This window comes from Streptomyces sp. NBC_00647 (genome assembly GCF_045207245.1).
Lineage (GTDB): Bacteria > Actinomycetota > Actinomycetes > Streptomycetales > Streptomycetaceae > Streptomyces.
The window spans coordinates 688,217-713,666 of the sequence record NZ_CP109040.1 but is presented as its reverse complement, the minus strand read 5'-3'; the positions used below and the strand labels follow the sequence as shown (position 1 = coordinate 713,666).

Annotated in this window: 17 protein-coding genes and 1 pseudogene; 4 read left to right on the top strand and 14 right to left on the bottom strand. The window is 73.0% G+C overall.

The window, feature by feature from the left end; translation table 11 throughout:
• Positions 1-3: 3 nt before the first annotated feature.
• Genes OG788_RS03000 through OG788_RS02985 form a run of 4 tightly spaced genes read right to left on the bottom strand, consistent with a single transcriptional unit; the run spans position 4 to position 4,119 of the window.
• Positions 4-1,008 (bottom strand): amidohydrolase family protein, encoded by a 1,005-nt coding sequence (locus tag OG788_RS03000; protein ID WP_406368944.1) that lies wholly within the window; start codon positions 1,006-1,008, stop codon positions 4-6.
• Positions 1,005-2,138, bottom strand: a complete 1,134-nt coding sequence (locus OG788_RS02995) for an FAD-dependent oxidoreductase (RefSeq protein ID WP_406368942.1) — start codon at positions 2,136-2,138, stop codon at positions 1,005-1,007. The genes OG788_RS03000 and OG788_RS02995 overlap by 4 nt, the downstream gene beginning before the upstream one ends.
• 23 nt (positions 2,139-2,161) lie before the next feature.
• Positions 2,162-3,124: a cyclase family protein gene (locus tag OG788_RS02990; protein ID WP_406368941.1), complete on the bottom strand. Its 963-nt coding sequence runs from the start codon at positions 3,122-3,124 to the stop codon at positions 2,162-2,164.
• Positions 3,121-4,119 carry a fumarylacetoacetate hydrolase family protein gene (locus OG788_RS02985; protein ID WP_406368940.1) on the bottom strand — a complete coding sequence of 333 codons (999 nt, stop codon included), beginning with the start codon at positions 4,117-4,119 and terminating at the stop codon, positions 3,121-3,123. Before OG788_RS02985 ends, OG788_RS02990 begins: the two co-directional genes overlap by 4 nt.
• A 128-nt stretch (positions 4,120-4,247) precedes the next feature.
• On the opposite strand from OG788_RS02985, the gene OG788_RS02980 reads away from it, so the two are divergent.
• Complete coding sequence (locus tag OG788_RS02980; protein WP_351543338.1) at positions 4,248-5,162, top strand: LysR family transcriptional regulator; 915 nt, start codon at positions 4,248-4,250, stop codon at positions 5,160-5,162.
• A gap of 318 nt (positions 5,163-5,480) precedes the next feature.
• Entirely contained in the window at positions 5,481-6,725 is a 1,245-nt protein-coding gene (locus tag OG788_RS02975) for an MFS transporter (RefSeq protein WP_406368939.1), read from the top strand.
• Positions 6,726-6,749: 24 nt separating this feature from the next.
• On the opposite strand, the gene OG788_RS02970 is transcribed toward OG788_RS02975, so the two are convergent.
• Together OG788_RS02970 and OG788_RS02965 are read right to left on the bottom strand one after the other, a co-directional pair.
• Positions 6,750-7,367: a TOPRIM nucleotidyl transferase/hydrolase domain-containing protein gene (locus OG788_RS02970; RefSeq protein ID WP_351543333.1), complete on the bottom strand. Its 618-nt coding sequence runs from the start codon at positions 7,365-7,367 to the stop codon at positions 6,750-6,752.
• Positions 7,368-7,745: 378 nt separating this feature from the next.
• The gene (locus OG788_RS02965; RefSeq protein WP_406368938.1) at positions 7,746-8,426 is read right to left on the bottom strand and encodes a DUF4232 domain-containing protein; all 681 of its coding nucleotides are present in this window, start codon (positions 8,424-8,426) and stop codon (positions 7,746-7,748) included.
• Positions 8,427-8,662: 236 nt separating this feature from the next.
• Here OG788_RS02965 and OG788_RS02960 point away from each other — a divergent pair, with 236 nt between their 5' ends.
• On the top strand, positions 8,663-9,412 hold the full coding sequence (locus OG788_RS02960) for a hypothetical protein (protein ID WP_406368937.1): 750 nt from the start codon (positions 8,663-8,665) through the stop codon (positions 9,410-9,412).
• A 714-nt stretch (positions 9,413-10,126) separates the two neighbouring features.
• Here OG788_RS02960 and OG788_RS02955 read toward each other — a convergent pair.
• The 3 genes and pseudogenes from OG788_RS02955 to OG788_RS02945 all read right to left on the bottom strand — a co-directional run.
• Positions 10,127-10,297: pseudogene (locus OG788_RS02955) on the bottom strand (FAD-dependent oxidoreductase); the annotation flags it as partial.
• Between the two features lie 14 nt (positions 10,298-10,311).
• Positions 10,312-10,905 carry a hypothetical protein gene (locus tag OG788_RS02950; protein WP_406368935.1) on the bottom strand — a complete coding sequence of 198 codons (594 nt, stop codon included), beginning with the start codon at positions 10,903-10,905 and terminating at the stop codon, positions 10,312-10,314.
• A gap of 129 nt (positions 10,906-11,034) precedes the next feature.
• The gene (locus OG788_RS02945) at positions 11,035-11,499 is read right to left on the bottom strand and encodes a hypothetical protein (RefSeq protein ID WP_406368933.1); all 465 of its coding nucleotides are present in this window, start codon (positions 11,497-11,499) and stop codon (positions 11,035-11,037) included.
• 361 nt (positions 11,500-11,860) lie between these two features.
• Here OG788_RS02945 and OG788_RS02940 point away from each other — a divergent pair, with 361 nt between their 5' ends.
• On the top strand, positions 11,861-12,595 hold the full coding sequence (locus tag OG788_RS02940; protein ID WP_406368932.1) for a calcium-binding protein: 735 nt from the start codon (positions 11,861-11,863) through the stop codon (positions 12,593-12,595).
• Positions 12,596-12,675: 80 nt separating this feature from the next.
• Here OG788_RS02940 and OG788_RS02935 read toward each other — a convergent pair whose 3' ends face one another.
• The 5 genes from OG788_RS02935 to OG788_RS02915 form a co-directional block, all read right to left on the bottom strand.
• Complete coding sequence (locus OG788_RS02935) at positions 12,676-14,658, bottom strand: hypothetical protein (RefSeq protein WP_406368931.1); 1,983 nt, start codon at positions 14,656-14,658, stop codon at positions 12,676-12,678.
• A complete protein-coding gene (locus OG788_RS02930; RefSeq protein WP_406368930.1) occupies positions 14,655-18,323 on the bottom strand; it encodes a vWA domain-containing protein in 3,669 nt (1,222 codons plus the stop codon). Before OG788_RS02930 ends, OG788_RS02935 begins: the two co-directional genes overlap by 4 nt.
• Positions 18,320-19,480 (bottom strand): AAA family ATPase, encoded by a 1,161-nt coding sequence (locus tag OG788_RS02925; RefSeq protein WP_406368928.1) that lies wholly within the window; start codon positions 19,478-19,480, stop codon positions 18,320-18,322. Before OG788_RS02925 ends, OG788_RS02930 begins: the two co-directional genes overlap by 4 nt.
• 134 nt (positions 19,481-19,614) lie before the next feature.
• Positions 19,615-24,525 (bottom strand): DNA-binding protein, encoded by a 4,911-nt coding sequence (locus tag OG788_RS02920; protein WP_406368926.1) that lies wholly within the window; start codon positions 24,523-24,525, stop codon positions 19,615-19,617.
• On the bottom strand, positions 24,522-25,388 hold the full coding sequence (locus OG788_RS02915) for a DUF4132 domain-containing protein (protein ID WP_406368925.1): 867 nt from the start codon (positions 25,386-25,388) through the stop codon (positions 24,522-24,524). Before OG788_RS02915 ends, OG788_RS02920 begins: the two co-directional genes overlap by 4 nt.
• Between the last annotated feature and the right edge of the window lie 62 nt (positions 25,389-25,450).

The window sequence follows — 25,450 nt, the reverse complement described above, 5'->3', positions numbered from 1 at the left end:
TCCTCAGGCGAGGGTGATGTCGAACAGGGCGGCGGCGTTCCTGCCGCGTACGGCGTCGAGGGCGGCCTCGGTCAGACCGGCGGCGCGCAACGCGCCCAAGGGGTCCTCGGTGCCCATGTCGAAGGGGAAGTCGGAACCGAGCAGCACCCGTTCGGCCCCCGCCGTCCGGACCAACTCCCGCAGCACGTGCGGGTCGTGGACGAGAGTGTCGAAGTAGAGGCGCTCGAGGTAACTGCTGGGCGGGTGTACGCAGCCGGCGCCGGCGTCGGAGCGGGCGGACCAGGCGTGGTCGGAGCGCCCGATGTGGGTGGGCAGGTACCCGCCGCCGTGCGCGGCCACGATCGTGAGGCCGGGGTGCCGGTCCAGCACGCCCGAGAAGATGAGATGGGACAGCGCGACGGCGTTCTCGGTGGGCTGGCCGACCGTGTTGGACAGGTACCAGCGGTCCAGGCGCTCGTCGAGTGTGCACCCGAAGGGATGCAGGAAGAGGATCGATCCCGTCTCCTCGGCCCGGGACCAGAAGGGCTCGTAGGCGGGGTCGGAGAGCTCCCGGCCGGGTGCGTGGCTGGAGATCTCCACGCCGGACAGCCCCTGTTCCAGGGCGTGTTCGAGAGCGCGGACCATGTGGCCCGGATGCTGGAGCGGCACGAGGCCCAGGCCGCGCAGCCGGTCGGGGGCGCCCGCGCAGTGAGCGGCCGTCGCCTCGTTGGCGAGCCGGTAGACCTTCTCGGCCGTCTCCTCGTCCGCCCAGTAGTGATAGTGCGAGGGGGAAGGACTGACCACCTGCACGTCCACGCCCTGCGCGTCCATCGTGGCCAGGCGCACGGCGACGTCGGTCAGCCTCGGGAGGCGCTCGCGAACCATCGGTCCGCTGACCGCCAGGGCGGCGGCGCCGTTGCGGCGTGCGTCCAGGTCCTTCGCCTCGGCGTGACCGGGCAGGCCCGCCACGAACGCCTCGATCTCGGGCAGCAGGACGTGGGCGTGCACGTCGATCGTCGGGTACGTCACGGCAGCTCCCTGAGCATCGTCATGGTGCGGCGCATCAGGCCGGGCACGTCCGCGTCGCGTACGCCGTCGAGCTGCCACTGCCCGAGCTGCACCGACGCCTCCACCACCGGACGCACGCGGGGGATGCGGCGGTCGTAGTACGCCTGGAACAGCGCGTCGTCCCACGTCGCGGATCCGGTCCCCAGCAACTGCGCGAGCACCCAGGCGTCCTCCAGGGACAGGGCGGCGCCCTGCGCGAGGGTGGGCGGGCAACAGTGGGCGGCGTCGCCGACGAGGACCACACGGCCGCGGTGCCAGGAGCCTTCGACCAGCATCCGGTCGAACCAGGTGTAGTTGACGTTCGCCGGGTCGGTGATGTGCGCGGTGATCTCCGGCCAGGCGCCGCCGTAGGCGGAGGTCAGGCGGCGCATCTCGTCGGCGTACGACCGCGGCGGTATCGAGGCTCGGTCGCGGTTGGCCTCAACGACATACGCGTACAGCGTCTCGTCGCTCGTGGGGCAGTACCCGGCGATGTAGGCCGGGCCGCCGTAGGCGAGGTCGGTGCGCGTCACGCCGGTGGGACGCGGAGCGGCGACGCGCCAGATGGCCATGCCGGTGGGTTCGGGCTTGGCGGTGATGCCGATCGCGGCACGGGTCGCCGAGCCGAGACCGTCCGCGGCGATCACCAGGTCGTAGCGGCTCTCGTCGCCGTCACCGAAGCGGACGAGGACCCCGTCCTGGTCCTGGTCCACGATGTGGGCGGTGGTGCCCAGACGGACGGACGCGCCGCTCGCGCGCACGGCGTCGATCAGGATCTGTTGGAGCCTCGGGCGCTGCATGCCGAGGGTGGCGGGCAGATCGTCGCCTCCGGTGCGCAGATCGGCCTGGGTGTGCAGGACGGTGCCGTCGGGTGCGGTGATGCCGACCGAGCCGAAGCCGAAGCCCGCTGCCTCCACCTGCTCCCAGACACCCAGTTCGCGCAGCACGCGCAGGGCGTTGCCCTGCAGGGTGATACCGGAGCCGGCGGTGGCGTTCCAGTCGTCCCTCGCCTCGACGAGGTCGACGGCGAGTCCGGCGCGGCGCAGCAGGATCGTCACGGCGTTACCGGCCGCGCCGCCGCCGATCACCAGGACCGTGCGGGGTGTGGTCATGGGGAACTCCTTTGTTCCGCTGGTTACTTGACGGCGATCGGGTTGACGGGGGAGCCGACCGCGCCGGTGATGGGCAGGGGTGCGGCGGTGAGCCAGAACGCGTACGCGCCGTCGGCGGCGCAGTCGTCGGCGAGCGCCTCCAGGTCCCACATCTCGCCGATGAGCAGGCCGATATGAGGGATGGCGACCTGGTGCAGCGGCTGGAAGGCGTGCTCGAACTCGTTCGGCCGTACCTCGAACCCCCAGGTGTCGGTGGCGATCGCGGCGATCTCGGTGCCGTGCAGCCACCCGGCGGTGGTGAAGGACAGGCCGGGTGCCGGGCCGCCGGCGTACTCGCCCCAGCCGCCGCGGCGGACCCGGGCGAGCTGGCCGGTGCGCACCAGGACGATGTCCCCGCGTCCCACCGCCACGCCGTGGGCCTCGGCGGTGGCCCTCAGATGGTCCTCGGTGATCGCGAAACCGTCCGGTAGTTCGCCGTCGGTACCGATCACCCGGCCGACGTCCAGCAGGACGCCCCTCCCCGCCACCTGCGAGGCCATGTGCTCGATGCCGGTGACCAGGTCGCCGTCGGAGGTGACCACCCGCTCGGCCGGGCGGCCGTTCCACGCCTTGCCGTGGTCGAAGATGTGGCCGAGGCCGTCCCACTGGGTCGAGCACTGGAGCGGCATGGCGATCACGTCATCGGCGCCGCCGATGCCGTGGGGGAGCCCCTGGTTGCCGAGCGCGGCGTCGGTGCCGGTGTCGAGCATGGTGTGCACCGGGTTCGTACGGCGCCGCCAGCCCTTCTGGGGGCCGTCGATGTCGAACCGCTGGGAGAGGGAGAAGCTGACGCCCCGGCGGATGAGCTCGGCGCCCTCGCGCCGCTTGGCCTCGTCGAGGAGGTTGAGCGTGCCGAGCCGGTCGTCCTCGCCCCAGCGGCCCCAGTTGGAGCACGCCTTCGCCGCGCGGGCGATCGAGGCTTCCGGGTCCCTCGGGTCGATGGTCATGACGTCTCCGCCACGCAGCGGGTGCGCTGGGCACCGAGTCCGGTGATCGCGGCGTCCATGACGTCGCCGTCGCGCAGCAGGCGTCCCCAGTGCATGCCGTTGCCGGCGGGCGAGCCGGTGAGCACCAGGTCGCCGGGCAGCAGGCGGGCACTCTGCGAGGCGTACGCGACCATGCGGGCGACGCCGAAGAGCATGTCCTTGGTGGATTCGTCCTGCATCGTCTCGCCATTCAGCTTCAGAGTCAGCCGCAGGTCACCTGTGTCGGCGATCGACGCTGTGGGCACGATCCACGGGCCGAGCGGGGTGAAACCGGGCGCGTTCTTGCTGCGCAGCCAGTCGGTGCCGATCTGCGGCATGTCCCGGCGGAAGACCGTGGCGCGGTCGGTGAGGTCGTTGGCGATGGTGTAGCCGGCGACGTGGTCCAGTGCCTCGTCGACGGACACCCGGTGTGCCGGACGGCCGATCACGACCGCCAACTCCAGCTCCCAGTCCGGCTTTTCGGCCCAGGCAGGGAGCACGACGTCGTCGTAGGGCCCGGTGACGGCGCTCGGCAGGCCGATGAAGACGTAGGGCAGGTCATCGGCGGCCCGCCGGTCCATGATCTCCGCGGCTTCGGCACGCCGCTCCGCCTCGGGCCGCTCGTCGGCAGGGTCGCGGTGCGCGACATGGAGGTCGATGACATGCTGCCGGTAGTTGGCGCCGGACTGGAACACCTGGCGAGGCTCGACCGGTGCGTGCACCCGGAAGTCCGTCAGTGGCGTCCGCTCCCGACCGCCGTCTTCGGCCAGTGCCGTCAGCCGCGACAGCGCCGTGTCCCAGTCATCGAGGAGACCGCGGACGGTCAGGTGTTCGTCGCCGAAGGCGGCCCGGAGGTCGAGTACGTGGGCGTCCGCCGTGACGAGGGCGGGGAAGGCGGGCCCGTCCTGGGCCGAGAGGGTGGCGAGGGCGAAGGGTCCGGCGAAGAGTGCGGACGCGGCTTCAGGTTTCACGGACATGTCCTCCTGATTGCGGTGTGACTAATCTGGACCCGCCACCCGTGATCAGGGAAATAGATTCTTTGGATGATTGGCATCCATGGCGTTTATTCCTCCCTGGTCAGCGCCGTACCGCAAGGGGAAAGTCCGTGAATCTGGCCCGCCTCGACCTCAACCTCGTCGTCGCCCTGCGCGCCCTGCTGGAAGAGCGCAACGTCACCCGCGCCGGGCAGCGCATCGGCCTCAGCCAACCCGCGATGAGCGCGGCCCTTGCCCGGCTGCGCCGCCACTTCGACGACGACCTCCTCGCCCGCGTCGGCGGCCACTACGAACTCACCGCCCTCGGCCAGGTCCTCATGGACCGCACCTCCACCGCCTACGACGTGCTGGAACGCCTCTTCGCCAGCCAGGCCGACTTCGACCCGGCCAAGGAGAGCCGCGAGTTCAAGCTGGTGGCGTCCGACTACGCCGTCGCCGTCTTCGGCACCGAACTGGCCCGCGTCGTACACGAGGAGGCTCCCGGCATCCGGCTGCGCTTCACCCAGACTCCGCCCTCCGTGACCGACGACACCTCCACCCTGCTCAGCGCCACGGACGGCCTGCTCATGCCGCACGGGGTCGTCAGCGACTTCCCCGCCACCGAGCTCTTCGAGGACCGCTGGGTCTTCCTCGTCGCGGACGACCACCCGAGCGTCGAGACCCGGCTCACCCGGAACGATCTCGCCCGGCTGCCGTGGGTCACCTACCAGCGCACCTACGACGCCCCGGCCGTGCGCCAGCTCGGCATGCTCGGCGTCGAGCCACGTGTGGAAGTCTCCGTCGACAGCTTCCAGCTGCTGCCCCTGCTGGTGGCGGGCACCCGGCGCATCGCGCTCGTCCAGGCCCGACTCGCCCGGCTCATGGCACCGATCGCCGCCGTCCGCGTGCTGGAGCCGCCCTACGAGGCGGTGCCCCTGCGGGAGGCGCTCTGGTGGCACCCGGTGCACACCCACGACGCGGCCCACATCTGGCTGCGGGAAACGGCCGCCCGCGTCGGCAGGCGCATGGCCGACGTTCCCGAGTGACGGGCGGGAAGGGACGCGCTCCGGGGCGCCCGCGTGCGCCGCTCCGGTCGGTGCGGTCGACGGGGTTGGTGCGGTCGGCGGCGTTGGTCCGATGGGCGCGGTTGGTCCGGTGGGCGCGGTCGGCGCGCCACCAAGGAACCATCCACGGCCTGGATCACCGTCATCCGAAACGTGAATCGCGCCAGGGGTGGGCAGGCCGGACCCCAGGAACGCATAGTCGTGGCACGTCACGCGCCCCTGCGCCGGGGTCCCCCTCCCGCGGCTGGACCCGTTCGCTCCGTGGCGCCGCCTTCCCGCCTCATGCCCTGGAGTGCCGTCATGCTTGCTTCCGCTGCCCTGCCCGCCCACGGACGCGGTGATCTTCCGGCTGCCGAGGGCGGGCTGCCGGCCGCCCTGCTGATGGCCGGCAGCTGTCTGCCTGTCCTCGGCGCGGTCCTGATCGCTCCCGTTCTGCCGCGTATGCAGGACTACTTCGAAGGCGTTCCCGGTGAGGCGGTGCTGGTCCCGCTCGTGCTGACCGTCCCGGCGCTGTCGCTCTTCCTGCTCGCCCCGTTCGCGGGTGCCGTCGTCGACCGGCTCGGCCGCAAACGCCTGTTGGTGGCGGCCACCGTGCTGTACGCCGTGTTCGGGATGGCGCCGCTGTGGCTGGACTCGCTGTACGGCATCGTCGGAAGCCGCGTGCTCGTGGGTGTCGCCGAGGCAGCCGTCATGACCTGCTGCACCACTCTGATCGGCGACTACTACACCGGCAGGGTCCGTGACCGGTACCTGGCCCTGCAGACGATGTGCGCGTCGGCCTCCGCCACTGTCTTCTTCGTGCTCGGTGGCGCTTTGGGCGCGGCCGGTTGGCGGGCGCCCTTCTGGCTGTACGCGGTGGGCCTTCTGCTCGCCCCGGCGATGGCCCGGGTGCTGCCGTCTCCCCACCCCGCCGTCGAGCGCGCGGCGGGAGAGCAGGAGGCCGCGGCGGAGCGGCGTCCCTTCCCCGTACGACGTATGGCGGGCCTCTGTCTCCTCACGGTGATCGGTGCCGTCGTCTTCTACACCGTGCCCGTCGAAATGGCCTACCTCCTGGACGACTTGGGCGTGGAGTCAACCGGTGCGATCGGCGCGATCACCGCGACCGCCAGCGCCGCCACCGTGCTCGGTTCCGTTGTCTTCACCCGGCTCACCGACGGGCCACGACGCAGGCTGCCCGCCCTCTTCCTGCTGTGCGCCGCCGGCTTCCTCGTCATGGGGACCGCCGATACTCTTCCCCTGCTGATCGCCGGGGCCGTGCTGAACTGCGTGGGTACGGGGCTGCTCCTGCCGTCGCTGCTGACGCTGGCGATGTCCCGGCTCGACTTCGCCGACCGGGGACGCGGCACCGGACTGTGGACGGCGGCGTTCTTCCTCGGAGAGTTCCTCTGCCCGCTGGTCCTCCTCGCCGGAAAGGGCGCCGTGGGCGACCTGGCCTCGGCCGTCGGACTGCTCGGCATGGTCGCCCTGCTGGTCTCGGCCGCGCTCGTCCCCCTCACCCGGCGTGCCCCGAAGACGGTGCCGCGTCATGCTCCGGGACCGTCCTGACGGACCCGGGCGCACGCCCGGCGGTCAGAGGCTGGTGAACAAGTCGTCCAGCGGGGCGGGCACCTGGTCGGGATCGAGAGCCTCGACGAGGACGCGGCCGTAGTGGATCTTGCGTCCCTTCTTCGTGCCGAAGAAGCGGCGCAACTGCTGCTCAGAGGTGCGGCCCCGCTGCGCGGGCTGGCGCAGGAAGGTCCGCAGGGCGCGCACGTCGCCCTCCGCCCGGACGAGCTCCGTCACCCGGGTCACGCCCAGCGCGCGGATGAGCTCGTCCTCGAGATCCGCAGCGCAGACGAAGAACTCCTGCGGCGCCGCACTCGTCTGCTCCAGGGCGCGGGCGTAGTAGGGGCGCTCCCTCTCGTCGCACAGGCCCGTGAGGCGAAGGCCCAGGCCGGACGGCCCGAGGAGGCGGGCGTAGCGCCCGACGCTCATCGCACCGCCCATCGGAAGGACGCAGACCCCTTCGGCGGCCAGGTCCCGTCCGCGACGGTCGGCCAGTGCGTCGACCGCCGCGGCGTCGCTCGGCCCTTCGAGCAGGACAGCTGCCCGGACGGACAGGCGCGCGGCCAGCTCGCGCGCGGGGTCACCGGGGCCACCGGCGGCCCACGCGGTGACCGCTTCCCGGAACGAACCCATGTCAGCCACGAGACGAGTCTGCGCCCTCGCCGGCCGTCGCGGTAGGGGATTTCGTCGGCGAGCAGGGCGTCCAGCGGGCCCGCACGGCGTTCGGTAGGGCGCCGTCACCAGAGCGCCGATCGCCCGCAGACCGACTTGCCCGGCCGGCCACGGAGCGCGCTCGGCCTCGAAATCCTCGACGCGGACAACGGGCGGGACCGGCCACCTTGTCGGCCCACAGGCTGTCGAAGTCCCCGGCCCCCCGAGAAGGTGGCCGGCGCCCGAAGCCAGTCTCCCTCCCCTGACGAAGCGAGCGGTCACGGGGCATTCGCCAGGGTGGCGATGCCTCGCACATCCGCCCAGGACGTCACCAGGTCCAGGAGGCCCTGCCCTCCTGGACCGGAGCGATCAGTACGTGAGCGCGTCCTCGGCGGTGCCGAAGAAGGTGGTGACCTGCATGTCGTTGACCGTTACGGGGCCGCCGTTGATCGACACCGTCGTCGGGCTCTCGGAAGCGGTGAGCGCGACCTCCACCTTGTCGACGCTCTTGCCGCCCGCGGTGTCGGCGCGGGAGAACAAGATCCCGGCGTAGGCCTTTTCGCCGGGCTTCAGAATCCAGTCCTTGCCGTCGGGGCCCATGCGTCCGGCGGCGCCGTCGAGCCCCGGAATCGTGAGCACGAGCTCGTTCGCCGCCAGCAGACAGGGGTCGCTGCCCTTGTTGGCCGCGGTCAGCAGGGCGTGGTTCACGGGCCGGGACGCGACGGTGACGTTGTAGCTCAAGTCGGCCGTCTCGCACATGCCCACGCCTCCGTCCTGACCGTCGTCGGCCCCGGGCTCCGATGACGCCGGGGCGCTGGGCTTGGCGGAGGACTTCCCGCTGCCGCTGCCGCTGCCACCGTCACCCGGGCCGGCCGTCGGCGAGGAAGAGCCCGCGCCCTTGTCCGAACTCGAACCGGACGGGCTCGCCTGCGCTCCCGGGGTGGCCGTGTCCTTATCGGCGTCGCCGTTGCATGCGGTCAGTGCCAAGAGGCCGAGCGACAGAGCGGCGAGTGCGGCGGTGGTGCGGCGTGAACGAAGTGCGTAAGCCATGAGAAGTCCCCCGGGATTCGGAATGTCCCGGTGATAGTGCCTCATGGGAGCGATGCTTCCGCCCGTTCGTGCCGAGAGGGAGCGATCTTCGAACACGGTTGTGACACTGTGACAGTGGCCATCGCGAGGGAGTACCGCGCAAGATGCGGTGCCGCGGCCGCTCGTCCGGCCGAGCCTTTGGGGTGGCGCGCGGGCCGGCCGGTGTCGCGAGCTCCTGCCTGTTCTAGCCTGGATCGATGGTGTTCGAGGGGGAGTTCCGGGTCGGAGACGTGCTGTCGGTCGCCTGCCCGTTCACGCCGACCAGGGTCGAACGAGGCGTGATGTGGGACGACGTGTCGGTGCGGTGGCCGTGGTGGCGCATCGACACCGACAGCGACTTCTTTCACTGGAACGGGATCGTTGCCCTGGGTGTGGACAGGGGCGGATATGTCGCGCCGGAGGCAGAGTCGGAGTTGTTCCTGACCGATCCGTCGCCGGAAGTCTTGAAGGCGGGAGACGCCTGCCGGGTCGGAGTTCCGCCGACCGTGGTCCACGTGACCGCTGTCGACCACCACGACCCTCCCCTGGAGACGGGCTGGCTACCGCGCCCGAGGCTGACCGTCACCGTGCTGCGCCGCGGACGGTCCTACCCGGAGTATCCGGACGGCAGCCATCTCGACGGCACGGGCTACACCCTTAACCCGGGCGACGGGATCCCGTTCACCTTCGACCTGCTGATGCGGCCGTACGCGTTTCTGCAGCCGGGCGACGAGGTCGCCGACACCGCCGGGCGGGCCTGGCGATTCGACGGTCCCTGGGACTGGACCGCCTTCGACGGAGTGGGCCCCGGTCCGGGCCCCGAGTGGCCGCTCGTCCTGCTGACTCGCTCGGGAGTGCCATGCTCCGTCGCGGACGCGGAGGAAGTCGCCGAGGGCACGGCGACCGGTTCCCACCAGATGACCGTCCGACACTGGATGTCCCTCACCGAGGCATCGCCCACACCGTAGCGAGCGACGCTGCTGCCGCCGACCTGGCCCGGAGCGGGGCCGTGGCCGCGAACCTCTTCGCAGGCCGGCACAGTCCGACAGTCGCTGGTCGGCACTTGTGGCCCGGGCCCTGAAACCGTCGACGCGGCGCCTCGGGAGCGTGTGAGCGCAGAGCGTCGAGCAGCCGGCCCAGCAGCTCTGGGGTGAAGGGGGTGAAGGGGGTGCCGCGGTGGTCGAGGTCGGTGCCGGGGGAGAGGCCGGCAAGGTAGGCGGTGCGGAGGCGCTCGGGCAGATGGGCCAAGCATGCGATATGTCCATCGACCTGAATGCCGCGGCAACCGACCGGATCGATCGCGGGGGCGGCGCCGCGGGCGCAGTGCGGCCAATCCGGCAAAGCGGTGGATGGTGGTTCGGGTGCAACGGACGTCATGGATCGAGCAACGTACCTGCACCGTCGGACAGTTGTGAACCAGGGCGTATCGAGGCCGGGGCATCTCCGCGGGAGTGGTGAAGTGAAGGCCAATCGGTGATCTCGTTCGAGACCGGGCGGTGAGTTCAGTCGGCGAGGCGGTCCAGTCGCCTTCTGAATCGATCGAGTGGAAGCGGGCCCTGGCCGGCAGATCGATTCCCATGGGGCGGCGGCCCTTGTTCCACCCGTCCCTATGTTGGCCAGCGCCGCGCCGACGAGGCGGCTGACGGCGGTGTGTCCGCAACCCGGAAAGGCTGACCCGCCCGGGTCACCGCGCGGCCGGTCTCCGCCAGTTCGGCGGCGGTCTCGATACCGGTCGGACCGGCCCCGACGACCGCCACCGCGGCCGACGGGGGAGTGGCCTCGACGGTCGCCCACAACCGCTCCGCCGCCTCCAGCGTTACGATCGGGTAGGCGAACTCGGCCGCTCCAGGCACGCCGGCCCGCGGATTCAGATACCGCGGGCGTCCGCGAGGATGCTCGCCTGCTCCAACATGCGTGTCGGTTCGCGCCCGTTCGCCCAGGCGTCGTTGAAGGACGGTACCGACTCCACGTGGGGACCGAACCGTCGGCGGATCGCTTCCAGCAGCACGTCCATGGCCTGTGCCTCCAGGTCGCGGTCGCCGCGGGATTCCCTGCGGATCGCGCCTTGTGAACACAAGCGCCCTTCTTCGTCGGTGAGCGCTCCCGCGCACCAGCCGCCTTCCCGCAGCCGCAGGGAGGCCCGGTGCAGCAGAGCCGCGATGGGGGTCGCGTACGGGCTGGGGACCGGGGGCGGTGCGGTGGGGGCGGCTGGTGCGATGGGAGACGGCGGTGCTGCGATGTCGGACCAGTCGACCGGGGGCGTCTCGATGTGCGCGGCGTTGACCTCGTAGGCGATGGCCGCCAGGGCGAGACGGGCGTCCATGTCCTCTTTGACCGCGGCCATGCGCGCCTCCAAATCGTGGCTGGGGTGCGGCCCCGGCTTCGCGTCGGCGGGTGGGGCGATGTCGGGGGTTTCGGGTGGGGCTTGTCCGGCGGTGGTGGTGTGCCTGGGGGGTTGCATGATGAATGGATTCCTGGCGCCCTCCGTGCTCAGCGCCGCCGAACGGGCGGTACTGGACACGGAAGGGTGGCCGGGACGGCGGTGCGGGCGGGCGCCGCCTGCGGGGTACGGGCGGATCCCGGTGGCAGCTCACCGGTGATCAGGGCTGGTTGTTCGATGGTTCGACGCCGCGTACGCTCGCGCGATTTCACCCAGGTACTGCTTCAGGTGGAAGTGAACCTCCTCGACGGGCCCGCCATCGGGTCCGGGGTACGCCGGCTCGGACCAGGTGACCGTCTCACCCCGGAGCCGGATGTGGATCGCCAGCCTGTCCGGTCCCGGCACGGGCCGCTCCTGGGTCGCCACGTCCACGGTGCGCGGCCTGTCCGCGGGATGGAGCGGTCCGCCCGGGCGGAGCAGTCGCCGCGGATCGAGGCCGACCATTCGGCTGTCGCTGCGCGCGACCAGGTCGAGGCCATCGACGAAGAGGTACGTGTGCAGGGCGCCGCACACCGGAGGTCCAGGGCACCAGCCGACGAGCAACGAGCTCATCGCACGCTCGCTCGGCCCCTCGGGCGCGGTGGCCCTCAGCTCGCGCGGGGACCTACGAGGCATCCGCCTGATGTGCAGTCATGGGCCGATCCTAACGGCCCGTCCCAGGACCCCAGTTCCGGCGTCAGTGGGCCAGCTTCTCCTCCGCACCACTCCGGCTCCACGATCGAGGCGCAGCCTCAAGGGGCGGGCCAGCGATCGAGGCTTCTGAGCTGCGTGTTTTCACATTCATCACAAGATCATCACGGGTGCTGCACGATGAGCGTCCGTCTGCGAAACTCGCTGCTCATCACCTGACCTGCGACGCGGAGATCCGCCTCGACCGCACAACCTGCGACCGAGGAAGAGCCGCGACGTCAGGGCTGCCTGCAAGGCCACCGCCGCCCTCGTGCGCGCAGTGACCTGAAAGAAGGAGAACAACCACATGGGCAAGCGCGTAGCCCTGTCTCTCGCCGCCGCGCTCGGAGTCATCGGGCTCGTGGCGCCGGCGGCTCACGCCGACGGCGGTTGGGGCGACACCGAGATCCTGGGTGTGACCGTCAACAACGGTTCGGACGTCGTCATCGGCACCACGTACGCGAAGACGTTCGACGTGACGATCTACGCCTACGACGACTCGGGCCTGCTCTCGGCGGACACCACGCTGGAAGGCCCCGGCGCCGGGTTCGCCGACGACGAGACCATCTGCGAGACGGACAGCGAGTGCACGCACTCGTTCACCTTCGACCCCCGGGTCGACCTGGACAACAGCCAGGCCGGCACCTGGTACGTCGGTTCCTGGGTGGACGCCCTCGACGACGACTACCGGTGGGACGAGCGCATCGACAGCTTCCGCCTCAAGCGTGCGAGCACGCTGACGACGAACGCGTCTCCGGAGCCGGTGACCAAGGGCAAGACCCTCACCGTCACGGGCACGCTCAAGCGGGCGAACTGGGACGACCACCAGTACCACGGCTACACCAGCCAGCCGGTCAAGCTCCAGTTCCGCAAGAAGGGCGCCAGCACCTACACCACCGTCAAGACGGTGAACACCAGCAGCACCGGGGGACTGAAGACCACGGTCACGGCCTCCACCGACGGGTACTGGCGGTGGAACTTCGCCGGCACCACGACCACCGGCGCCAAGACCGCCACCAGCGACTTCGTCGACGTGCGCTGAGCACGCCGCCACTCGCTCCAGGGCTGCCCCCCGTCCGGCGGGGCGGGGGACAGCCCTGGTCAGGCCCTACGACAGCCGTTTCACGTGCCCCGGCAGGAACCCGTGGTCTCCGGCTGCCACGTGGCCCGTACCAACGCCCGCTCGACGCCCGCCAGATAGACGGCCGCGGCGAGCCACGCCCGTGCGTACCGGTCCGGGTCGGCCTCGGCGGTGCGGCCGAAGACGTCGCGGGTGCGCCGGTCGGCCTCCGCGGTGAGGTCGGCCGCCAAGTCCGCTGCCGTGTGGAATCCGCTGCGCCGCAAGGCCGCCCCGCCCCCGCTCCGGTCGCCGTCGCGCGCGGGTTCGGCGACGACTCTGCGGCCACCCGACACGGCGACCTCGATCAGCCGCCGCAGCCGCCACAGGGGGGCTTCCGCCAGCGGGTCCGCCGGGACATTGCTCGGGCCGGCCAGGACAGGTGCTGTCGGCATGACGTCGAGCGGCGGGAGATGCGCGCCCTCCAGACGGTCGTAGCCCAGGTCGGCGCGGCCGTGCCAGCCCGCGGGCAGTCGCAGCGTCGCCTCGGTGTCCGGCAGGGGGGCGACCGCCAGCGGGCGGAGCGTTGCCGCGCGGTCGGGGTCCAGACGGCCGATCACCCGGAGCCGCAGCCCCGGCCGGGACGCGAGCCGACGGAAGTTGGCCGTGTGGGCGAGGCCGGGATGGCCGTTGGACGGAGCCAGGCGGATCAGGAGACCCTCCGCATCCGGCTGCCCGGGTGTGAGTTCCCGGGCGATCAGATGCTCACCGGCCGCCCCGACGAGCACGAGGTCGCAGCCGACCAGTTCGCGCGCCGCCTGCTCGGCCTGTTCCGGGTCGGCACCCGGAGCCACGGCGAGCCGTTCGGCGACGGCTTCGGCGAGCGGGCGGGCGAACAGGGCGGGGAGCGGGCCGGACGTCCACGACTGACCGGCGACCGGGGTTGCCCGTACCCCCTTGCCCGAACCGAGGCGGCCGTCCGAGGAGACCGTGGCACCGGAGATCAGCAGCCCGCCACGGGCGAGTTGGGCGTGATCGAGGTTCCCCGAGCCGAGCGCGACGGTGGCTGTGGCCGCGCCCAGGGCGCGGGCCGGGCCGCCGGGCTTGACGTCGGCGACCGAGAACCAGCGTCCGTCCTCGGAGACGAGATGGGTGACGACGCCGCCGTAGCCGGTGGCCGCGATCACCGGTTCCCGGCACACCCCGTGGACCCGCAGGCTGCCGCCCGGCCGGTAGGTGCGGCGGGCGGTGCCGATCAGAGCCTGCTCGGGGTCGGCCGCGGCCAGCAGGACGGTGGTGAGCAGCAGTTCCCGTACGTTCGCGACCAGGTCGGCCAGCCGGTGGCCGTCGTGGCGGGCGCGCGCCCCACGCAATCCGCGTACGACGCGCAGCGCGGCCGCCTCGGCACGGTGCAGGCCCGCAAGCCGGGCGGTGTGCGCGGCCCTGAGCAACTCCGCCTGGGGGACCGCGCCCGCGGCGGGCACACCGGCGGCGAGCACCGTCGCCGCGGCCGTCCACAGCTCGGCCGCGGCGGCCACCTGGGCATCGGTGAGCGGGACGGTCTCCTGTGGCGGCTCCGCGAGAGTCGTCCTGGGCGCTGCGACCGCCTTCCCGGGTTCTGTGACGGCCTCCTCGTGCCCGGCGACGGACGGGGCGCCGGACCTGGTGCCGGTCGGCGCGGCTCCCGCCGCGCCCACCGAGGCCGGGGAGCTCTCCTCCGGCGTGGTGCCGCCCTCGACCGCATCCTCCACGGCGGTGTCGGCCAGCGGGCAGGCGGTGAGGACGGCGGCCCGGTGCAGGCACCGGGGGGCGAGCAGGCAACTGCACACCGCCTGGCCCGCGTCCGTGACGGCGCCGGAGGGATCGGGGGTGAGCGTGACCTCGGCGTCCTCTCCGCACCGCACGCGCCGGACGGGTCCGTCGACGAGGACCGGAAGGGCCGCGTACGACTCGACCGAGGCGTCCAGCTTCTTGCGCAGCCGGGAGGTGAGACTCTCGACGGCGGAGGCGACCACATCGGGCGCCACCGGGGGCAGTTCGGGGTTCATGGGGTCTCTCCGCGGAGGCGGTCGCCCACCCAGCGGGCGAGGGCGAGGGGACTGAGCGCGGCCACGGGCATGCCGGCCGCGACGAGCTGCTGGGCGACGGGCACCGAATAGCGCGGGGTACCGGTGTCGTCCAGGGCGGCGCATCCCATCAGGTGCACCCCGGAGCTCGCCAGGGCCCGTACCTCGCCGAGGAGTCCGCCCAGCGGGTAGCCCTCCTCGAAGTCGCTCACGACCACCACGAGGGTCCGGCTGGGCACGGTGACCAGGGAGCGGGCGTGGGCGAGCCCGGCCGCGATGTGGGTGCCGCCGCCGACCCGTACTTCCAGGAGCAGGGACAGCGGGTCGTCGACCCGGTCCGTCAGGTCGATCACGTCCGTCGAGAAGGCGAGGAAGTGCGTGGACAGGGTGGGGACGCCCCCCAGGACGGCCGCGGTCAGGGCCGACCAGATGACGGAGGCCTCCATCGATCCGGACACGTCGACCACGAGGATCAGCCGCCAGTCCGCCTCCTTGCGCGAGCGGGTGCTGAACACCGGCCGCTCGGGTACGACCACGGTCCGCCCGTCGGCGGTTCGGCGCGTGTGGGCGAGGTTGGCCCGCAGGGTGCGCGGCAGGTCGAGCCGCCCTCCGGGCCGCCGGGTGGGACGGGGAGTGGCGAGTCCGGTGAGGGCCGGGCGCATCCGGGTGGCGAGCTCCTTGGCGAGTTCGTCGACGAGACGGCGAACGAGCGGGCGCAGCCTGGCCAGTTGCTGCTCGGGCATTCCGCCCGCCAGGGACAGGACGGAGGTCAGCAGGTCGACCGACGGGCGGACCGCCTGGGGGTCGAGCTCGGCCAGTACGTCGCTTCGGCCCTGGTCGGCGGCGCGTGCCAGGACCTCCTCGCGGACCTCCGCTCCGAACAACGACTCCAGTTCCTCGGCCCAATCGCGGGCCGTCGGGAACGACGCGTCCCGGCCGCCGCCCTGCCCCTGGGCGCCGCCTTCCCGGCCGAGGTCCGAGGAGCCCTCGCCGCGGCCGGTGCCGTACAACTCGTCGAGCGCGTGCGCGTATCGCCGGGCGCTCTGCGGGAGTTTCTCGGTCTCCCGGCCGAGGAGCAGCCGCCAGCGGTCGGTGGGGGTGATCCGGAGTGTGGCGGACGGGGTTGTGGTGGTGGGTGCCTGTTCGGAGCGCGGAACGGCGGTGGGCACGGATACGGGGTGTTCGGTCTTGTCGGCGCCACCGCGCGCCCCGGAGTCCGTGGGCGCCGCCCCGTTCCCGCCGGTCGGCAGACGCAGGGCGCGGAGGGCTTCGAGTCCCGCCGCGTCCGCGGCCGTCCACAGAGCCAGGAGGCGCGGCGAGGCCGTGAGCGACAGGTCGAGACGGTCGCCCAGCCGTTCGGTCACCGTGTGCAGGAGGCGGTCGCGGCCCGCCGGGCTGAGCGTGTCGAAGCCTCCGCGCAGGGCGGGCAGCCGGTCGAGGAAACCCTGGTCGTCGAGCGTGTCGATCCGGTCGAGAAGTGGGTCCAGCGCTGTCGGCGCCGACTGGAGCAGGGCGGCCGCACCGCTGAGCAGCCCACCGAGGCGACGGCCCAGCGCATGCCGGGCGTCCGGGCCGGTGGCCGCGTCGATCCAGCCGGCGGCACGCGCGCCGAGGGTGTCCGCGTCATCGAGGTCGAGCAGGACCCGGGCGGCCAGAGCCGCGCCCTGGACGAGCGGGGAGCCCCCGCGGGCGAGGGTGCCGAGCGCGTCGTCCATCCGCAGCCCGAGACGGTGTTCACCGGCCCGCGAGGCAAGCTCGATGAGCGCGGCCGCGTCCTCCGGCCGGTCGCTGCCCGCCAGACCGGGAAGGGTCCGGACCGCCGACTCCAGCAGGTCGGTGGCCAGTACGACGGCGAGCTGTCGGCTGCTCGCTGTGGTGCCGGGCAGATGGCCGCGGCACAGGCCCTCCAACAGATCGAGCGCGGTGAGGAGTTCGGGCAGCGTGGCGGCGGCGGGGAGCACGGTGGCGGCATCGGCCAGGCGCTCCGACACCAGCGCGGGGAGATCGCAGCGGGCGGCCGCAGCGAGCGCCGTGAGGACGTGGGCGCAGGTGGGACCGCCGTCCGCCGACTCCCTGCGGAAGTCGTCGCGCAGGGTGCCTTCGGCGGCCAGCGCCGCGGTCACGCCTCGTACTCCGGCCAGGTCCAGCCGTACGGGGACGGCCGGGGTCCATGACACTCGCCACCGCGTGGTCAGTGCGGCGGCGTCGCCCGTACCGGCCACCGCGACGGCCTCGCCGTAGCCCGCGCCGCACGCGGCGAGGCGCTGGAGGAGGATCTCGCGGCGGCCGTCGAGGGCCGAACGGAGCGGGTCGAGCCGTACCTCTCTCGATGCGGGGTCGTCCGGGCCGGGCAGCCGCAGCGCGGCGACCTCCGCCTCCACGCACGGGCCGAGACCGGAACGGGGCGTGCCCGGTGCGATCCGGCCCCGGTCGGTGCCGACCAGGACCACTTCGAGTGCTCGCGCGAGGGCTCGGCCGCGGCCGAGCGGTTCACCCTGGCCCATCACGGTCGTCAGCGCTTCGATCACCTCACCCCGCCCCGGCGCCGCGAGCCCGCGCACCCTGGCGAGGTCGCAGGCCATCCGCAGGGTCTCGGCGGCCTCGCCCGTTCCGGCGGTGTGCCCCGCCGCTCGGAGTTCCCGGCACACGTGGGTGACCGCTCGCGCGGCGGCGCCCCGCACCTGCTCGGGGTCACCGGCGGCCTCGAACACCGCCTGCTGCCAGCGGGGGTCCCGGATGCCGGCCGGATAACCGGACCGGGAGTCCAGCAGGTCGAACGCGTACGGGACGAGCGAGGTGACGACGCTCGGGTGCTCTCCTGCGATGCTGTGATCGGCCGCTGTCGACCCCACCGCGCTGTCACCCGGGTCCCGATCCCCGGCCGGACGCGCACCCGGCCCTGGATCCGGTGACAGGGCCGCGTTCGTCAGCGCCGGAGCGTGGAACGCGCCGACGACGGCCGCGACCCGGCGTCCGTCACGCGTGGCGCGGGCGATCGCCCCGCGCATGTGGGCCTCCCGGGCGAGGTCCACCGCGGGTATCCCGGCCGAGGCCGCGGCGTCGCTGCGCAGTGCCCAGCCGACGCTCAGGGCGGCGCGGCGGATCGCCTGGGGAGCGGAGCCGGGGGCGAGGACCTCGACACAGCGGTCCCACAGATCGTCGTCGTCCCGCCCGGTCCCGGACGCGGCGAGCGCGTTCCCGAAAGAGACGGGCACGGCCACGGCCACGGAGGCCTCGTCGGCGACCGCAGTCCGCGTGTCACCCGACGGCAACGGCCCGTCCGCGTTCCACCGCGGGTCGGACATCGGCAGATCACAGCAGACGACGTCCGCTCCGCGCTCCCGTGCCCAGCGGACCGCTGCCAGCTCCGGGGAGAAGTCGGCGAACGGATAGAAGCCGAGCCGCCCGTTCTCGCCCGCCCCGGCGAGCGCGACCGGCGCGACGGTGCCCGGCGCGGCCAGATGCGTGAGCCACGGCTGGAAGTCGGCGGGCAGCTCCACGCACACCACCTCCGCACCGTAGGCGTCGAGCAGAGCGGGTACCGCCGAGGCGAGCGCCGGGCTGTGGTGCCGTACGCCCAGCAGGTACGGCGCCACGGAGCCGGCGAGGGCGGTGACGGCCGCCCGTGGATCCTGGGTGTGCGTCACCGAAGGTTCTCCCGCAGGTCCCAGAGGCGGCGCCACACGGCGGAACCGTCCTCGGCGCGGCGGCGCACCGGACCGTCCCAGTAGCCGAGCAGACGCGCGTGGTCGGCCGGGTCGTCCTTGCGGACCACGCCCAAGAGGTGACCGGGCACCAGATCGAGGGAGTCGGCGCCGGGAAGGTAGGCGGCGGCCACGCCGAGGGAGACGGCGACCTGCACGGCCTCGGCCGTGGACATCACCGTTCCGGGCCGCTCCACGTCCCAGCCCTCCGCGGACCGTCCGGCCCGCAGATCACGGAACACGGTGACCAGTACGTCCAGCACCGCGTCGTCGACGCCGAAGGCGGCGCCCGCCCGCTCGACGGCCGCCACGGCCTGTCGGCGCACGAGCGAGGTCTCGGCGTCGACGTCGGCGATCGGGTGCACCGTCTCGAAGTTGAAGCGGCGCTTGAGCGCCGCGGACATCTCCGAGACACCGCGGTCGCGCAGGTTGGCGGTGGCGATGACGGTGAATCCGGGGGCGGCCGCGACCTGGGCGTCGTCCGTGCCGGCCAGCTCGGGCACGCTCATCCGACGGTCGGACAGGATCGACACCAGGGCGTCCTGCACTTCGGGCAGACAGCGGGTGATCTCCTCGACGCGGGCCACCCGGCCGGCGCGCATGGCGTTCAGCACCGGGGAGTCGACCAGCGCCTGGGGCGTGGGGCCCTGGGCGAGCAGCAGGGCGTAGTTCCACCCGTAGCGCATGGCGTCCTCGGTGGTGCCCGCGGTGCCCTGCACGGTCAGCGCGCTGGTGCCGCAGACGGCGGCGGACAGCAGTTCGGAGAGCATCGACTTGGCCGTGCCCGGCTCGCCCACCAGCAGAAGGCCGCGTTCTCCGGCGAGGGTGACCACGCACCGTTCCACCAGGGCGCGTTCGCCGACGAACTTGGGGGTGATGACCAGACGGTCCGGCAGCGTGCCGTGCGGCTCGGGGAGCTTGAGGGTCTCGCCGCCGCTGCCGCAGACGAAGGTGATCACGGAACGCGGTGTCAGCCTCCAGCCGGGCGGGCGGGGGCCCGCGTCATGGGCGGCGAGGAAGGCGAGTTCGGTGGCGTGGCGCTCTTCTGCGGGCAGGGTCTGCCGGGCCGGAAGGGCCGTCACCGTGTCGGTCGGGGGCATGCGTGTCCTTGTTCGGTAGGTCGGTCTGTCGTCGTTGCGGGGGATGTGCCGGGGCGCCCGCCCGTGATTGCCGGGGCGCCCGCCCGTGATGGCCGGGGCGCCCGCCGGTCGTGGCCGGCCGCCCCGGAGGTACGTCAGCGGCGGCGTCCCCGCCGCACCTTGAGCTCCTCGAACCGGGGGCCGTCACCCTCCTGGACCCGCTGCCAGGCCCTGCGGTACAGCTCGGCGGCCGGTTCGGTCGGCACGATCACGCCCAGCAGAGCCTCCTCGCCGCTCAGCAGGTCGCCGAACAGCGGCAGTTTCCACCGCTCCAGCGGAACGCGCGGAGCCTTCGGGTCGATCCAGCCGCCGGGCAGGAAGAGCGAACGTCCGGCCCGGGTGCGGGTGGCCTCCACCACCAGGTCGGTGGCGGCCAGTTCGGCACGGGCCGCCTTGAGCCTGGCCGGCTTCCATCCCGTCCACCGGGCCGTCATGCGGTCGGTCGGGTCGGGCATGGCGAGCAGGATGAGATAAAGCGTCGCGGCGTCCTCGCCGACGCCGTACTCCTTGGCGGCCTCGGTCACCAGATCCGGCACCGAGCGGCCCGGGTCCTGCGGCCACCAGGTGCCGTCCTTGCCCCGCTCGCCCGCCTGCGGGTCGCCCGGGTCGGCGAGGAGGGCCGCGAACTCGGGGGAGCGGGCCAGGCGCATCGCCACTTCGGCCGCGTAGGGGCGTTGGCCGTCCACGCGGAGTGCGGGCAGATACGGGTCCTGGCCCGCCTCGTCGAGCAGGGCGACACGGATGCCGGGGGAGGGCTGGTCGTCGTGGGTGGCCAGGACGACGGCACCGTACCGCTCGAAGCCCTTGCCGACCTCGGTCGGTGCGCCCGCGGTCTTCCGGAAGCCGGGGAGGCTGATGTACTGATCGAGGTCGAGGACCAGTCCGGGGTGCTTCAGCCGGTCGTGCACGGCGCCGAGCGCGGCGGGCAGCGCGGCGCGGAGCATGTCACCGGCGGGCAGGCGGTGGGCGAGCCAGGCGGCGGCGCCGATGGAGCCCACCAGGGTCTGCGCGGTGAACCCGGCCGTGTCCGTGCCGACGGGCTTCACCCGGTCGCCGTCGACGGCCCACTCCAGGTCCCGGGTGAGCCGGGGCTCACCGGCCGGGTGCAGCAGCGCGGGCAGTGCCTGGCGGATGTCCCACCGCCCGTGCCTGAACGCGCGTACCGCGTCGCTGAGCAACTCCTCGGGTACGGCGGTCCGGCGGCCCATCCTGTTGTTCCAGACCTCGGCCGCGGCCGCCCAGTCCGGTCCCTCGGTCCACAGACGGGCGGGCTCGGCGGGCAGGAGCGAGGCCACGACCGCGGCACGGGTCGCGGGATCGACATCGCGCAGCTCGTCCTTCGCGACGGCCGCCGGGGCCGCCTTCACACCGATGACATCGCGTGCCTGCGTGGTCAGGAAGGTCCGTTCGTAGACGTCGATCTGTGGCAGACCGGCCACGATCAGCCGGGCCATCGTCTCGGTGACGCCGGTGAGCCGGGCGAACTCCTCGGCGGCCTGCGGGAACCAGGGCGCCGGTCCGCGTGCGGCCAGCTCCGTGAGGAAGGCGCCGAGGCGACCGGCGGGGCCGTCCTCGCCCAGCGGGGCCGACGCCCGGAGGGTGTAGGGCTTCGGCGTCTCGAAGCGCCCGGCCGGATCGTGGAAGTATCCGGCGAACACGCAGCCGTCGTCATCCTGCGAGGTCCGTCCCACGACGGCGATGAACGAACCGTCGCCCAGCGGCAGCAACCCGTTCCACGCGCCTTCACGCCAGTCGCCCGACGGGGTGCGCAGCGGGCCCGCATCGAGGTGCAGGTCCACCTTGCGCCAGTGGGCGGGCTCGGCGGCGGGCACCAGGCCCAGCGCGTCGAACTCGGCGAGCAGCGCGTGGAGCGCCTCCCGGTGGTCCTCGGAGGTGGTGGAGGCACCTGTCCGGAACGCCACGGCGCCGACGCGGTCGAGCAGCGTGTCGAGGCCGGGCCGGCCGACGGGAAGCCGGCGTCCGTCGAGGTGGAGGCGCGCGGTCGGTCCCTCCATCGGGGTGGCGTCGGAGAGTTGGGCCGCCCGCTTCAGCTCGCGCAGGGCGCGGAACACGGTGTCGGCCTCCTCGTCACGGTTCCACCAGTAGCCGGTGGACCCGTAGAGACCGCTCATCGCGTCGAGCAGCACGGCGTCCGCCGGTCCGGCCGGCCCCTCGTCCTGCAGGCCGCCGTCGAGAGCGCGCGTGAGCCGGGCGGCCACCGAGTCCAGGACGGCCTGCTGACCGGCCGCGTGACGCACGACTCCGGCGATCCCCGCGACCAGCGCGGCATGGGTGACCGGAAGACGGGACCGGATCGCGTCGGGCAGCACCTCTGTGTCCTCGTGGGCCGCGGCGGTCAGCAGAGCCGCCGCCGTGTCCCGGTCGACGCGCCGCAGCGACTCGGAGCCCTCCGGGTCGCGGGCGGTCAGACACTCCCAGTACTGCACCGGCGGGAGCAGCAGCGAGCCCTCGCCGAAGACACCGGGGACGCGGTCGGTCTTGGCCACCGAGGTGACGACGCCGTCCGGGTCCACGATGGCGAGCTGCCAGCTGTTGCGGACCACCGCGCTCGCCCCGTCGGCGCCGGGGAAGACCACGAGAGTGGCGGGCCGGCCGGCGTCCGCGGGCAGGGTGACGCTGTGTCCGGCGAGATCCTGGGCGCGCACGGACCCGTCGGGCAGCTTCACCATGCGCAGACCGACCAGGCCGTCCACGGGCGCGGAGGCCGGTGCGGTCCCGACTGTCGGCGAGGGGAGCAGGCGGCCGCCCTCGAAGCCGCTGCCCTCGGGGGCGTCGAGCAGCGCGTCGGCGAGGAAGGCGGGCCTGCTCATGCGGCCCCGCTCACCCGTCGCCGGGTCGTACTCGTACCAGCCGTGCGCCTTGTCGTCCTCGTCCTCCGCGTGCCACACCCAGTACGAGATGCCGTCGCAGAGCACCTGCCGCTCCTGGGGCAGGGTGGTGTCCCCGGCGTGCAGGACGCCACCGCCGGTGGTCCGGCCGCCGCCCGGCAGAGGCAGCGTGATCGGCATGTTGGCCTGGTACCAGTCCATCTGGGTGCCCCGGGTGTTCCGGGCGCCCTCCAGCGACTGAGGACGGTCGGCGCGGGTGTGCCAGTAGCCGCGCAGGCCGTCGTTGCGGTCGTTCCAGTAGACGAGGAGTTCTCCGTCCACATGGTGGAAGCCGGGATCGCCCCAGGTGCCGTTCGCCGGGATCCGCAGATCGTGGGTGAGGACCGTGCCCTCGGCGCCGATGACCCGGGCCTGGGCGGCGCCCGCCACGATGAGGTGGGGCCAGGCGTCGGCGACGATCACGTCCTCGATGTCGGCCTTGGGGACGAGGGCGGCGACCGCCTCCTCCCAGGCGGGCCAGCCGAGTTCGTCGAAGAGCCCGGCCCGCAGGGTGCGCTGGAGCACCGGTGCGAGGTCGGTGGCCGCGGCCGCACGGACCTCGTCCTCGGCCAGCGCCAGGGCCTCGGCGGGCAGCCACTTCAGCCGGGCCAGCGCGTCGGGGAGCTGGGGCAGGCCGACCGCCGTGAACCGTCGTACGACGGTGCGCACCCAGTCCGCGAGAAGCGGGCCGCCTCCGGGCGACGCGGCCAGCAGCCGGATCGCCCGCAGGGCGTGGTCGTCGTTGCCGAACCGGTCGGCGCCTCGCCGGAATGCCTCGTGGAAGCGGGTGTCGGCGGCCAGCGACAGCAGGTCACGGTGCCCCTCGCCCGGAGCCCACTGCGTCAGCAGGAGAGCCTCGTCCTTCTGCGGGGCGGCCACCGGAACGTCAAGGGACAGCAGCAGGTCGATCAGGTCGAGGTCGTGCAGGACCTTCAACGCGCCGCCGGACGCGGAGAGTTCGGACCGGAGTCGGTCCGCCGTCCGCTCCACCAGCGGATACAGCTCAGCCATGCGACTGGAGTCACGCCACGAACGGGCCCGCTCCCGGTAGGCCAGGAACCGCCCCAGCCAGCCCGCCGCACCGTCCCGAGACCGCTGGTCCTCGGGCAGGGTCGCGTCCCACAGGCCCGCCGTGGCGCCGGAGGCCTCCAGCAGCCCCAGCCACATCGCGGGCATCTCGTTCTCGTGGCTGGCAGGGATGAGGTCGAGCAGGGTGCCCCGGACGCGCGGCTCACGCGCGGCGAGCGCCACCAGCGCCGTACGGTGCCCCTTCCACCAGCCGGCCGCCGCGCGCAGGGTGGCCGGCAGACCGAGGAGTTCGGCCAGGTACTCCTGCTCGGTGAGGTTCGCGTCCCGGCCCGCGGACCGGGCCAGCTTGCGCAGATCGTTCGCCATCTGCGCCGACGGCGGCAGCCCGCCCGCCGTACGGCGCAGGCACAGCCGGGTGAAGCGCCGCAGCGCCTCCTCGGCGGGCACCCGCGCCGCCAGTTCCCTGGCGTAGGCGGACAGCACCTTCACGGGCAGGGCACCGGCCAGGGCGAATTCCAGGAACACGGCGTCCAGCCGCTCCTCCTGGACCGTCAGCCCGTGCTCCGCCTCCGCCTTGCGGGCGCGGGTGAACAACTGGGCCGCGTACGTGGCGTTCTCCTCGGCCAGAAACACGCGCCCGGCCTGCTCGTAGAACGTCGGCAGGAAGTGCGGCACCGAGGCCGCCAGCCGGTCTCCGAGTTCCACGAAGGCGTCCAGCGCGGCCTTCGGACGGGACTTGGCCTGCCGGGCCGCCCGCTCCAGGTCAGGCACGATGCCCAGCGCGTGGTGCCCGTCCTCGGGGTGATGCACGAGCACCCACTCGGGAAAGCCCAGCGACTGGCGCAGCCCGAATCCGACCACGGCCGGCTCGGCGTCCTGCTCCAGGCCGAGGAATCCGGCGGCCAGATCCTCGGCCGCCCCCAGTTCGCCTGCGACCAGCCGCACCACCACCCGGTCGTCGAGCCCCGGGTGACGGTACGTCCGCGCCGTCAGCGGCACCCCCCGCTCCCCGACCCCCTCCGAGTCGGGCGGCAGCACCGCGCCCGCCGTCAGCAGCTCCTCGTACGACACCTGCGTCCCCCCGCTCATGCGTTCTTGCCCTCCTCGATGACGCGGCCGGCGTACAGCGCCGCGGCCATCCGCATCCCCTCCGACCAGGCCACCGGTCCCACCTCGCGCAGCGGCAGGGCGCGCCCGTCCTGGTCCTGCCAGGTGAGGGCGCCGGTCTCGACCGAGTCCTCCCAGTACGGCTCGCCGATCCAGACGCAGGCCTCCACGGTGCGTCCGCCGTCCCGCACCCGGGCGGTCGCGTATCCACCGGACACGCGATATCCGAGCGAACTGGCGCGCGCGGCGAGCGCGAAGCGGGAACGGAACGAGCCCCCGGTGAAGTCCCGCACCTCGGTGGCCTTGGCGTCGAGGTCCTCCGGCCGACGCCACATCGCCCGGTGGATCTGCTCGACGCGCTGCGCCATGCCCAGTTCGGCCGCGAACTCACGCAGGTCGTCGAGGTCCGGCAGCAGCACCGGATGCGGCAGGGTCACCGTGCGCGGGGCCATCCGGACGGTCTCGCCGTCCAAGTTCACCAGCCGCAGCTCACCGGCTTCGGTGGCACCCCGAAGGAACCCCACTTCATCAGGGTCGTCGCCGACCACGGCCAGATCGCGCAGCGCGGACTGCCAGGCCTCGTCGGGCCAGACGCGGGCCAGCAGCCCGGTGGGGACGGGAAGCGACGACACCATCCACGCGTCGGCCTGAGCGACACACGCCGCGGCATGCCGGTCCAGCCACTCCGCGAACCGCCGCAGCCGGTCCACCTCCGGGTGGTCCTTGAGCGCACGCGGCAGTGACTTCAACTGCCGTCCCGCCGCCCGGCCCGAGGTGGCACGCGCCGCCACCCGCCCCTCCACAAGGGCGACTTCATACCCGTCACCCGCCGACAGCCAACCCACGCGCCACAGCCTTCCGCGTCAAGAACACAAGATGGGAGCACAGTTCAGCCAGGGGAGTCCGT